Annotated in this window: 11 protein-coding genes; 8 read left to right on the top strand and 3 right to left on the bottom strand. The window is 48.6% G+C overall.

Annotated features, from left to right (window positions below):
• The first annotated feature begins 91 nt into the window (after positions 1-91).
• Together OGH69_RS05195 and OGH69_RS05200 are read left to right on the top strand one after the other, a co-directional pair.
• A complete protein-coding gene (locus tag OGH69_RS05195) occupies positions 92-865 on the top strand; it encodes a lipopolysaccharide kinase InaA family protein (RefSeq protein ID WP_265173390.1) in 774 nt (257 codons plus the stop codon).
• An 88-nt stretch (positions 866-953) separates the two neighbouring features.
• On the top strand, positions 954-1,784 hold the full coding sequence (locus OGH69_RS05200) for a glycosyltransferase family 2 protein (RefSeq protein WP_265173391.1): 831 nt from the start codon (positions 954-956) through the stop codon (positions 1,782-1,784).
• A gap of 204 nt (positions 1,785-1,988) precedes the next feature.
• Here the strand turns inward: OGH69_RS05200 and OGH69_RS05205 are convergent, their stop codons facing one another.
• Complete coding sequence (locus OGH69_RS05205; RefSeq protein WP_265173392.1) at positions 1,989-3,824, bottom strand: glycosyltransferase family 9 protein; 1,836 nt, start codon at positions 3,822-3,824, stop codon at positions 1,989-1,991.
• A 9-nt stretch (positions 3,825-3,833) separates the two neighbouring features.
• Entirely contained in the window at positions 3,834-4,649 is an 816-nt protein-coding gene (locus tag OGH69_RS05210; protein ID WP_265173393.1) for a 2,3,4,5-tetrahydropyridine-2,6-dicarboxylate N-succinyltransferase, read from the bottom strand.
• A gap of 139 nt (positions 4,650-4,788) precedes the next feature.
• Here OGH69_RS05210 and OGH69_RS05215 point away from each other — a divergent pair, with 139 nt between their 5' ends.
• From OGH69_RS05215 to OGH69_RS05225, 3 genes are all read left to right on the top strand, one after another.
• A complete protein-coding gene (locus tag OGH69_RS05215) occupies positions 4,789-5,535 on the top strand; it encodes a class I SAM-dependent methyltransferase (protein ID WP_265173394.1) in 747 nt (248 codons plus the stop codon).
• 86 nt (positions 5,536-5,621) lie between these two features.
• Positions 5,622-6,038 carry a Holliday junction resolvase RuvX gene (ruvX, locus tag OGH69_RS05220; protein ID WP_265173395.1) on the top strand — a complete coding sequence of 139 codons (417 nt, stop codon included), beginning with the start codon at positions 5,622-5,624 and terminating at the stop codon, positions 6,036-6,038.
• 112 nt (positions 6,039-6,150) lie between these two features.
• Entirely contained in the window at positions 6,151-7,647 is a 1,497-nt protein-coding gene (locus OGH69_RS05225; RefSeq protein ID WP_265173396.1) for a malate:quinone oxidoreductase, read from the top strand.
• A gap of 82 nt (positions 7,648-7,729) precedes the next feature.
• On the opposite strand, the gene OGH69_RS05230 is transcribed toward OGH69_RS05225, so the two are convergent.
• A complete protein-coding gene (locus OGH69_RS05230; RefSeq protein ID WP_306354363.1) occupies positions 7,730-9,988 on the bottom strand; it encodes an FUSC family membrane protein in 2,259 nt (752 codons plus the stop codon).
• Positions 9,989-10,113: 125 nt separating this feature from the next.
• On the opposite strand from OGH69_RS05230, the gene def reads away from it, so the two are divergent.
• From def to mazG, 3 genes are all read left to right on the top strand, one after another.
• A complete protein-coding gene (gene def, locus OGH69_RS05235; RefSeq protein WP_265173397.1) occupies positions 10,114-10,701 on the top strand; it encodes a peptide deformylase in 588 nt (195 codons plus the stop codon).
• Positions 10,702-10,758: 57 nt separating this feature from the next.
• The gene (locus tag OGH69_RS05240) at positions 10,759-11,205 is read left to right on the top strand and encodes a DUF5606 family protein (protein ID WP_265173398.1); all 447 of its coding nucleotides are present in this window, start codon (positions 10,759-10,761) and stop codon (positions 11,203-11,205) included.
• Between the two features lie 147 nt (positions 11,206-11,352).
• On the top strand, positions 11,353-12,126 hold the full coding sequence (gene mazG, locus OGH69_RS05245; protein ID WP_265173399.1) for a nucleoside triphosphate pyrophosphohydrolase: 774 nt from the start codon (positions 11,353-11,355) through the stop codon (positions 12,124-12,126).
• Positions 12,127-12,130 lie beyond the last annotated feature (4 nt).

Below are 12,130 nucleotides of genomic sequence, written 5' to 3' on the forward strand. Positions count from 1 at the left end.
TAGACAGATACTTAATTTGGGTAAAAATAGCGCAATTATTTGAAGTGTAAAATGCAAAATGGTTACTTTTGTACAAAATTTGCAATTGCCGATGACCAAAGCCATCCATCCTGAATTCCTTTCGCAGTCAAAAGAAATAACCCATATCATTGAGAATTTCGAGACAGAAGGCGTTCTTTTCATCGACGGCAAGCGCAACAAGATCAGGCTCTTCCCGCTTGGTGGCATGACGGTAAATGTAAAGTCCTTCAAAGTACCTAACATCCTCAATAAGCTGGTGTACCGCTTTTTCCGCAAGGGCAAGGCACAGCGCTCCTATGAGTTTGCCAACAGGCTGCTCGAAAAAGGCATCGGAACACCGCAGCCCATCGCCTATTTTGAGAATAAAGGCCCTTTCTCTTTTAAGGACAGCTACTACATGAGCGAGCAGCTGGAGGCCGACCTTACCTTCCGCCAACTGATTGAGATACCGGACTACCCGGAACACGAAACCATACTGCGCCAGTTTACGCAATTTACATTCAGGCTGCACGAGCTGGGCATTGAGTTCCTGGATCACACACCGGGCAATACCCTGATTAAAAAGACGGGCCACGAAAAATATGAGTTCTTCCTGGTCGACCTGAACCGGATGAACTTCCACAGCAGCAAAATGACGCTGAAGCAAAGGGTCATCAACATGGCTAAGCTCACCCCCGAAATGCGCCTGGTGGAGGTGATGTGCGACGAATATGCAAAGCTGTACGGCAGGCCTTATGATGAGGTGCTGTCCCTGATGGTTAAGTATACCGAATATTTCAGCAACCGCTTTCACCGCAAGCGCCGCATCAAGGAAAAGCTTGGGCTTCGCAAAAAAACAAAATAACTATCTTTGCCGGAAAAAGGTCTGAGGGACTAAGGGACTGAGTGCCTTAGCCGCTAAGAACCTCAGCAACTAAGCACCTCAGAACAAAATGAAAATATCCGTAATAGTGAGTACCTATAATGCAGAACGATGGCTGGAGAATGTCCTGATTGGCTACAGCAACCAGACCTATAAAGATTTTGAGCTTATTATTGCCGACGACGGCTCTCGCCCTTCCACAAAGGAGCTTATCGACCGTTATGCTGCTGATTACCCTGTTCCTGTGCGTCACCTTTGGCACGAGGACAAAGGCTACCGCAGGCAGGAGATCCTGAACATTGCCATAATGGAGGCGGCCAACGAGTACATCATCATGACCGATGGCGACTGCATTCCGCGCAGGGATTTTGTTGCCGTGCATGCTAAATTTGCTGAGAAGGGCAGGTTCCTTTCCGGCGGCTACTGCAAGCTGACCATGAAGGCAAGCGAGGCCATCACCAAAGAGGATATCCTCAACGAAAACTGCTTTGATGTGGACTGGCTGAAAAAGCAGGACAAGCTGGGCTTTTCGCAAACACTTAAATTATCGGCAGGCCCTGTACTGGGTGCTGTGCTCGATACCGTTACTACAACTACGCCGTCATTCAATAACTGCAACTCATCCGGTTTCCGCGAGGACATGATCGCTATCAACGGCTATGATGAAAGGATGAAATACGGCGGCCCCGACCGTGAATTCGGCGAACGCCTGGAGAATATGGGTGTAAAAGGCAAGCAGATACGCCACAAGGCCGTATGCCTGCACCTGGACCATGCCCGCGGCTACAAAACCCCCGAATCGCTGGCGGCCAACCTTGCCATCCGCAAGGAGGTTAAGGAAAAGAAAATCAAGTGGACACCTTACGGCATTGTAAAAGAGCCGGGTGTTACGGTGGAGTAAACTAAACTCCCCAACACATTACTACAAGCCACGTGCTGTCATTGCGAGCGCAGTTTACGGAGCGCGGCAATCTTTCTTCTGGCCATAGTTGAGTTAAGTATACGAGGAAAGATTGCTTTAGTTTACCCCGCCTTGGCGGGGTCGTTCCTCCTCGCAATGACTGTGAGTATGTAGGAAAATCAATTGTAATTCAGGGATAACTTTTTATACGCCCACCTGCTGTTTGATATTGATCTTCAGGAAGCGCATCAGTTGGTCTTTAAACAAATCCAGCTTCAGCTTTTGGTAAAGCTCAAGCGATTTCTCCTTGAATTCCTTAGGGTGCCTGTCACCGTATATTTCAGGGTAAAAATCCTGCAGGTGCACCGCTATGTGCGTTTCGTTATCGGTGAGCATGCTCCATGACCCTTTGTTGATCCACGGTGAGAAAATGGTAAAAGTAGGTACGCCCAGCGCCTTGGCCATGTTTACCGCGCCGCCTTCATTGCCTACCAATGCATCGCACTGCGAAAGCACTGCGATGAATTCACGCAACCCTTTTGTGTATAGGTCGAACAGTATCCTTTGACGGGTTTCGGGACGGCACAAGTTGTATATCTCAGTGGCTTTAACTACTTGTTTGGGAAGGTAGTTAAAGAGCAGCTGTGCAGTGCTGTTGGCAACGATGAAGTCGAGTACTGCGGCCATTTCGCCCACCGGCAGGCTCTTGATGTCGTCGCTGCCCATCACGCTGATCATGATAACGGGAAGCGAAGGATCAAGGCTTTGTGCCAGGGTTTGTCGGGCATGGTCAATTTCGCTGTCGGTAAGGTATATCTTGGGGTATACCACGGGGTGTTTTTTGCCGGTAAGGGCTTCGGCCAGCTGCATGCGGTGTACGAGGGCCGAATTGGGAGCCTTCCAGTCAGGTTGTATGGTTTTGTCGTAAAAGAAGGAAGTGTACCACTTTTTGAAGCCTATCCTTGTTTCCGCTCCCGAAAACAGGGTGATGATGCCGCTTTCCCATTTGTTATAGGCATCGATCACTGCATCGTATTTTGCCTTGCGGATGCGCCATGCAAATTTAAAAAGGGCTACGCGGCTTTTACGGTATTCTTCCCTGAAAACGACAATGTTGTCAATGTTCGGGTTGTTGTCAATTACAGGGCGCGTAAAGTCATGTACCATGTAGTCTATGCGCGAGCCGGGGCAGTTTTCCCTGAGGGTGTTGCATATCACGCTGCTGGCCAGCACGTCGCCAATCATCTTTTGCTGGATGACCAGTATTTTTTTGCTTTCGCCGGCATACATCTCCTTCAGGTATACATAGCGCATGTACACATGGTGGCCCAGAATGGAGGCAATCTCATAGCCGCGCCTGCCGTTGATGAAGCCGAATTTAAGCACATAATATTTAAAGAAGCGGAAAGCAGGGCGTACCGTAAAATGGAATACGTTGGGCCTTATCCCGTGCTGGTAGAACTCTTTCGCTTTCAGCTTGGAGTATTGCAGCCTTTTATGCAAAAAGTCTTCCTTGTCCTTAAAGGAGTAGTGGTGTATGGCGTGCTTCAGCACACGGCTTTTCCCGTTGATGCTCAGTTGCTCATGTACCAGCTTGTCAGAATAGCGGCATTTGGATTTCCTGAAAACCCTTGCTGTCCTGTCTTCGTTGAAGTTGTTATTTATGAGGGGTTTGCCCTGATAATAGAAAATGCGCTTTACCCAAAACGCCACTTCTTCAGGGTTGCTGTTCACTGCAGAAATGATCTCGGCAATGCCTTTTTCGGTTATGCGTTCGTCGGCATCAAAAAAAGCCACCCAGTCATTTTCGGCCAGGCTTATGGTGTAGTTGCGCTGCGAGGAGAAATCGTCGAACACGCGCTGGTAAAAGCGCACGTGCGGGAATTCCTCCTGTATGATTTTAGGTGTATTATCGGTGCTGAAAGAGTCCACAACAACAATCTCGTCGGCAAACGACATGTTTTGCAGGTATTCCCTTATGTTGTGCTCTTCGTTAAAAACTATGGCAAGGGCAGATATTCTTGTTTTGTGGCCACTCATACGTTCGGGTTAAACCGCTACATCATATTCCCTCAGGGCGTTGTTCAGTGAAGTTTTCAGGTCGGTGGACGGCTTGCGCTTACCTATGATCAGGGCACATGGCACCTGGTATTCGCCTGCGGCAAATTTTTTGGTATAGCTGCCCGGTATCACTACGCTGCGCGCAGGTACCACGCCTTTCATTTCTACCGGTGCATCGCCGGTCACATCGATGATCTTGGTCGAAGCGGTAAGGCACACATTGGCGCCAAGCACGGCTTCGGTCTCTACGCGTACGCCTTCCACTACAATGCAGCGGGAGCCGATGAATGCGCCGTCCTCGATGATTACCGGTGCTGCCTGAAGCGGCTCCAGTACCCCGCCGATGCCTACGCCGCCGCTCAGGTGTACGTTCTTTCCTATCTGCGCGCAACTGCCTACGGTGGCCCAGGTATCAACCATAGTACCTTCGTCGACATAAGCGCCGATGTTCACATAGCTTGGCATCAGGATCACACCCGATGAAATATAAGCCCCATGGCGTGCTACCGCATTGGGTACAACGCGGATGCCTTTTTCAGCATAACCACGCTTCAGCGGCATCTTGTCGTGGTATTCGAATATGCCGGCCTCAAGGGTTTCCATTTTTTGGATCGGGAAGTACATCACCACGGCTTTCTTCACCCATTCGTTTACCTGCCAGCCGCCTTCTGTGGGTTCGGCAACACGCAGCTTTCCTGCATCTAACAGCTCAATAACTTCGCGAATGGCATTGGTGGTTTCTTCATTCTGTAACAGGCTGCGGTCTTCCCAGGCCTTTTCTATAATGGGTTGAAGGGCGTTCATGGTGGTTTCAATAATTTTCGGCAAAGATAACAATACAGCGTTATAAAGCCGTGTCAATTTGTCGGGACAAAGTACAAATATTTTTCAATGCCAAGCCTTATTTTGTTATATTTTTTATCTTTATCGTAAACATCGGATAATGAAAGACAACTTCTCGGCACAAGCCAAAACCTACGCCACCTACCGCCCCAATTATTCTCAGGAATTCATCGACTACATCGCCTCTTTCGTGAAAAATAAAACTGCCGCACTCGATGTGGCTACTGGCAACGGCCAGGTAGCTGCAAAGCTGGCAAAGCATTTTGATACGGTCTATGCGACCGACATCAGCCAAAAGCAGTTGGACAATGCCATTCCCGCCGGCAATATCATTTACAAGGTGGAAAGGGCAGAGGCGACATCTTTTGACGATAAAATGTTCGACCTCATAACAGTAGCGCAGGCCATACACTGGTTCGATTTTGATGCTTTTTATAAAGAAGTGTACCGCATCCTGAAACCGGACGGGTTGTTTGTGGTTACAGGCTATGGGCTGTTTTCCACTAATCCCGAAAGCGACCGGCTGATTCATCACCTGCATGAAAATATACTTGGCGACTACTGGGATCCCGAGCGCCGGTTTGTGGATGAAAATTACCAAACCATTCCGTTCCCGTTTGAGGAAATTGAAACGAAACAGTTTTCCGAAACCTTTACCTGGTCGTTTGAGCACCTGCTGGGCTACATCGAATCCTGGTCAGCCGTACAGCATTATATAAGGAAGAACGGTACGCACCCTGTAGACCTTATCCGTGATGAACTGAAAGAATCGTGGGAGAAAAATGATGGACGAGCTACATTTCCTTTACTTTTGCGGATAGGAAAAATTTCAGAATTCAGATTGTAGATTTCAGATTTGCCACTCATACCCTAAGTATTGACGGCAAGAGTGAAGCTCAATCTGAAATCTAAAATCTACAATCTGAAATAGAAATGAGAATACTCTCGATTGACTACGGCCTGAAGCGCACCGGCATTGCGGTGACCGACGAAATGCAGCTTATTGCCTCCGGGCTGACGACTGTTGACTCGGCGACGGCCATTGATTTTTTGCGGAATTACTTTGCGAAAGAAAAAGTGGAACGCGTGCTGATAGGCGAACCGAAGCAGATGAACGGGCAGCCTTCGCAGAGCGCACCCATCATCGGGGCATTCATTGTGAAGTTTAAAGAGCAGTTTCCTGATATGCCGCTGGAACAGGTAGACGAGCGCTTTACCAGCAAAATGGCTTTCCAAACGATGATAGACAGCGGGCTGAAAAAGAAGCAGCGTCAGGATAAGGGTTTAATCGATGAGATTTCGGCAACAATTTTACTACAGGATTATTTATCACGAAAAAATTTTCGCTAATTTTTTCACTTTCGGTAAAAATAAGTTCTCCCCTTCAGCAGTTAGCCTATTGTGATAATTTTTAGAGAGTTGTGACGTAAATTTGCCTATTCAAATTTACATCCCCGACCCGATGTCAGCACATATAACTCATGAACCCGATGTGGTTCTGATTGGCGCAGGAATCATGAGCGCCACACTTGGCATGTTCCTTAAAGAGCTCATGCCCGAAATTACCATCGATATTTATGAAAGGCTCGATGTGGCAGCCGCCGAAAGCAGCGACGCCTGGAACAATGCCGGTACCGGCCACTCGGCCTTTTGCGAACTCAATTACACTCCCGAGAAGCCGGATGGCAGCATTGATACCTCAAAGGCCGTAAAGATTGCCGAATCGTTCGAGCAGTCAAAGCAGTTTTGGGCCCACCTTGTAGAAAAAGGGCTCATTACGAACCCTGAGGAATTCGTGAAAACCATCCCGCACATGAGTTTTGTGTGGGGTGCGGAAAATGTGGAGTACCTGAAGAAACGCCATGAGGCATTGCAGAAGTTCCCTATTTTCGGTGGTATGGAATATACCGAAGACCCGGCAGTTATAGCCCAATGGATGCCGCTGGTTATGGAAGGCCGCGAGCCCGGTGAACCCATTGCGGCTACCAACATGCCAATAGGCACCGATGTGAATTTTGGCGAACTGACCCGCGATATGTTCGGATGGCTGGGCAGCCAGCCGGGTGTGAACCTGCACTTTAGCCATGAGGTGAGAGGTATGCGCCGTTCGGCAAAAGCCCCAAAATGGAAACTTAAAATAAAGAACCTCGAAACAGGGGAGAAGTTCAGGCTGTACAGCAAGTTCATCTTCATCGGTGCGGGAGGCGGTTCGCTGCACCTGCTGGAAAAGGCCGATATTCCTGAAGGCAAGGGCTACGGCGGATTCCCCGTAAGCGGGCAGTGGCTCAAGTGCGTTAATCCCGAAGTGATAGCAAAGCACAACGCCAAAGTGTATGGCAAAGCATCGGTAGGCGCGCCACCCATGTCGGTGCCGCACATCGATACACGGATGATCAACGGAAAAAAGGAGCTGCTGTTTGGCCCCTACGCGGGTTTCAGCACCAAGTTCCTCAAGAATGGCTCGTACCTGGATTTGCCGACCTCAATACAGTTCAATAACATCGGCCCTATGCTGGCAGCGGGCTACCATAATATGTCGCTTACCAAATACCTTATCGACCAGGTGATGCAAAGCCCGGAAGACCGTCTGGAAGCCCTGAAGGAATACCTTCCGGATGCTAAAATGGAAGACTGGAAACTGGAAGTAGCCGGCCAACGCGTTCAGGTAATCAAAAAAGATGAGAAAGAAGGCGGCAAGTTGGAATTTGGTACCGAGGTAATCAATAGCGCGGACGGTTCGTTGGCAGTATTGCTGGGCGCTTCGCCGGGCGCATCGACGGCGGTATCCATCATGCTCGAGCTGATGGAGCGATGCTTTGCGGAGCAGATGAAGAGCCCTGAATGGCAAAACAAGCTTCGCGAAATGATCCCTTCCTACGGGCAGTCGCTTAACAGCAACCCGAGCGCGCTCAATGCGGTAAGGCACCACAGCGCGGAGGTGCTTGGGCTGGCGGAGTAACATCGGTGGCTTGTATATAAAAATAAAAAATCCCGGAGGTTTGCCTTCGGGATTTTTATTTTCTCAATGTGTGATTAAAAAACTACTTCAGCTCCAGCTGCCGTGCCGCTTTTACGATCTTTTCCGACAGGCTGTTGAGCCATACCAGCTGTTCTATAACAAGATGGGCTTCCTCCATCTTTAGGCGGAATTCCTCTTCTTCAGTGAGGTGCTCTTCGCGAAGCTCCCGCGCGCGGATGTTCTTAAGTTCGGTAAAGCGCATGGCCAGTTCCTCACTTTGGGCCTGCTGTGCCTCGGCAGCCTGTATTTCCATGTTCAATAGCGAAATGGCATGGTCAAGGTTGCGGATTACTGTAGTTACCACCACATTGAATGCTTCGGAGGCCTTATAGGTTTTATGCGACTGTATATAGGTGCCTAACGATGCCAGCGACGAGAGCAGGGTGTGGTTCAGTACCGCCAGCTTGTACACCTGCTGCTGCTGTTTTTGCTTGGACTTGGGTTCCTGCGCCATCCGTTGGTAGGACGACATTAAGTTCCCGAGCTCTATGAACGCATTTTTTCTTGCCAGGCGATAGGAGGTGGGTACATTGCCTTTATGGTTGTAATAGCTGGAAATTTCCTCAAGGTAGTTTCGGTTGGCCTCGATGGATTTTTTGATGAATCCGGGCAGGTTCATGAATTCCCATGCCGGCCAGAGGAAGTAATTCGCCAAAAACGCCAGTGCGGCCCCAACGGCGGTATCAACAATGCGGTACTGTATCACATCGGTAATATTCGGGTTGAGCATTCCATAAACGAACACCACATATATGGTAACGAATGTAGCGCCGATGCGGTAATTGGTCGCCGTAAACGCAAAGCCAAGTATCATGCACACAATGGCCAGCGTACCGATAATGATGGAGTGGTCTACAACGCTGAGAAACGCAAATGCAATGATGCCTCCGGTTATTGTGCCTATAATCCTTTGGAAAGAACGCTGCTTGGTAAGCCCGTAGCCCGGGCGCATGATTACAACAATGGTAAGAAGGATCCAGTAGGTATTTTCAAAATTGAAAACCAACCCTATGATGAACCCCAGGGCAATGGTGATCGTCAGCCGCAGCGAATGGCGGAATATGGTGGATGAAAAGCCCAGGTTTTCCTTTAGTGTATGCAAAGGATAATATTCGGGTGCAAGGAATTTCTCGAGGTCCTTGTCGCGGCCTTTCAGGTCTTTAAAGTCGATTTTATTGGTAAAGGTGCGCTCTATGATGCGTATCTTTTCTACCTGCTTTTCGGCATAGTGCATCATGTTGCTCAGCATCCATACACCTTCGGAAGCCGCCTCCCTGCCAAGTTGGTCCTGGTATGCGGCAATGGCATTTTCCAGTGCGGCAATGTCTCTGTGCAGCTTGTGTTTGGTGATGTATTTCCTGCGTTTTATAATGCTTTTGGATATCTTTTTTAGTGTCGCCGCAAGATTATAGGCCAGGTTTTGATAGGTGTCGAGTACTTTGGGATGCTCGTTGAACTTTTCGTGCAGCTTGCTATGGTCGAACGAGGTAGACAGCGCCAGTTCCAGTATTTCCATGAGCGAAATAAACACCAGCAGCATACGGCGGCTGCGGTTGGAATGGCCTGCGTTGCTGCGGTTGCGTATGAGTATCTCGCGCAGGTTTTCGTGTGTGGCATTGATTTCTACCTGCAGCTTGAGCTGTTCCTCTACAATGGAAGCCCTGTCGGCATCGGCGTCCCACAGGTGGCCGCGCAGCTTCATGTATTTTGCCGTAAGCTTCATGCACTCGGCAATCTGCAATTCGGTGTAGCGGTGCGGGCTGAGGTAGTTGAATGTTACCGAAACGAGCGTGTAAAAAAGCCCTCCGCCAAGTACCATTCCTGCATAAGTAAGAATGTCCCACCCTGTGTGTATATGCCCTGATGCCAATGCAAGTGCCAGCAGTCCCGAGAACGAGACCATTGTGGCGCGCTGCCCGTAAACCGAAATCATCGACAGGAAGAAAACCAGTACAGTGAGTATCGGGAAAAACAGCCATGGCCAGGGGTGGAGGAGGTTTACAGCCAGCATGCATCCCGCTACGATAACCGAGGCTGTAAGCAGCCCTTTGGTGCGGTGCAGCAGATTGCTGGGGATATCGGCCGGATATGTAAGAAGTGCCCCGATAGCCATTGCAAATCCGGTCTCAAAATGCCCGAACTGTGCCAGGATGAGTACAGGCAGGACTGCGGCTACCGTAACGGTTACGGCCCGCGTAAAATTGGTACTGTCGGTAAATTCCCTGATCTTCTCGAACATACAAATCGGCTGTGCCGCAAAGGTACTTAATGGTTTAATCATTCAACAGGGATAAAGTGAATTCTCACAAAACTTTAGCATTTGGACGGGGGCTGAAGAATCATTTTTATTTCTTACTTTTGCCGTTTGGAAAAAAGCGTATTGCCTTATTTTAAAAGACATTTGATATGATATTACCTATTGTAGGATATGGCGACCCGGTACTGAGGAAGAAGGGCGAAGACATCGCAAAGGATATGCCGAACCTGAAACAGATCATTGCCGATATGTACGAGACCATGTACAATGCTTACGGCGTGGGCCTGGCTGCGCCTCAGGTGGGCCTTGCCATACGTTTGTTTATAGTAGATACCAAGCCGTTCAGCGAAGATGAAGACCTTTCCAAGGAGGAGCAGGAGCAATTGGCCGGCTTCAAAAAAACCTTCATCAATCCGGTAATGCTAAAGGAAGAAGGCGAGGAGTGGGGCTTTAACGAAGGCTGCCTGAGCATACCTGAAGTCCGCGAGGACGTGTACCGCCACGAAAAGATCACCATCGAATATTATGATGAAGACTTCAACAAGCATACCGGTGTGTATGACGGTTTGATCGCCAGGGTGATACAGCACGAGTACGACCACATTGAGGGTGTTTTATTTACCGATAAAATATCATCGCTCAAAAAACGTTTGATACAAAAAAAGCTTCAGAACATCATGGAAGGCAAGACAAGGCCCGACTATAAAATGAAATTTATTGCCAAAAAAGGCAGGTAATTTTTTGTTTTTAAAACCAAAGATTGCATATTTGCCATCCCTTAAAAAAATTGAACAATGAGTGTTGAAAAAATATTAGCCATATCAGGCAAGCCAGGACTATATGAACTGAAGATACAAACGCGCACAGGTTTTGTTGCCGAATCGCTTATCGACGGCAAAAAGATGACCGTGGGCATGAGGAGCAATGTAAGCCTGCTGTCTGAAATATCGGTGTACACCTATGATGGCGAGATCAAGCTTTCTGAAGTATTCCGTGCCATTGCCGAAAAAGAGGACAACGGCCCTGCGCTTTCGCATAAAGAAGACAATGCCAAACTGGAAACGTATTTCCGCGAGGTGCTTCCTGAATTTGATGAGGACAGGGTATATGCGTCTGACATCAAAAAGATCCTTAACTGGTACAACATGCTTCAGGCAAAAGGCCTTGTAAGCAAAGAAAAGCCTGCTGCGCCTGCACAAGCGGAAGCCGCGCCTGCCGAAGAGGTAAAAGCTGAAGAATAATTCATCTTACTTATATAATTAATTGATCCTGCTTTTTGGTAACAAGAGGCAGGATTTTTTATTTATTCACGCAAAAGAACTTTTTTAGATTTCCCGTAAGAAGTATATTTCGGTAGCTATTTGTAATTTAGCCCCAAAATTCTCACCATGAACACACGCCAGCAACAGCTCGATGCCTTCAACAGGCTGCTCGACATAATGGACGACCTCCGCGAAAAATGCCCGTGGGACAAAAAGCAGACACTGCAAAGCCTGCGCCACCTTACCATTGAGGAAACCTACGAGTTGGGCGATGCCATTTTGGACAACGACCTGCAGGAGATAAAGAAAGAGTTGGGCGACATATTGCTGCACATTGTTTTTTATGCAAAAATAGGAAGTGAAACGGGCGACTTCGACATTGCCGATGTGGCCAATGAAATTTGCGACAAGCTGATACACCGCCACCCGCACATTTACGGCGATGTGGTTGTGGAGGACGAAGAGCAGGTAAAGCAAAACTGGGAAAAGCTCAAGCTGAAGGAAGGCAAGAAGTCGGTGCTGGAAGGCGTGCCGAAAAGCCTGCCCGCGCTGGTGAAGGCCAGCCGCATACAGGACAAAGCCAAAGGCGTTGGCTTTGACTGGGAAGAGCCGGAGCAGGTGTGGGAAAAAGTGCAGGAAGAGCTTCAGGAGTTTAAGGATGAGGTAGAAAATGGTGATGCCGAAAAGATAGAATCGGAATTTGGCGATGTGCTGTTTTCGATGATCAACTATGCGCGCTTCCTCAACATCAACCCCGAAGATGCGTTGGAACGTACCAACAAAAAGTTCATCAAGCGCTTTACCTACCTGGAAAGCAAAGCGGGCGAGATGGGCAAGTCGCTGGCCGACATGACCCTGGCCGAGATGGATGTGTTTTGGAATGAAGCTAAAAAGTTATAGAGCC

This window comes from Flavobacterium sp. MFBS3-15, assembly GCF_026107645.2.
Classification (GTDB): domain Bacteria; phylum Bacteroidota; class Bacteroidia; order Flavobacteriales; family Flavobacteriaceae; genus Flavobacterium.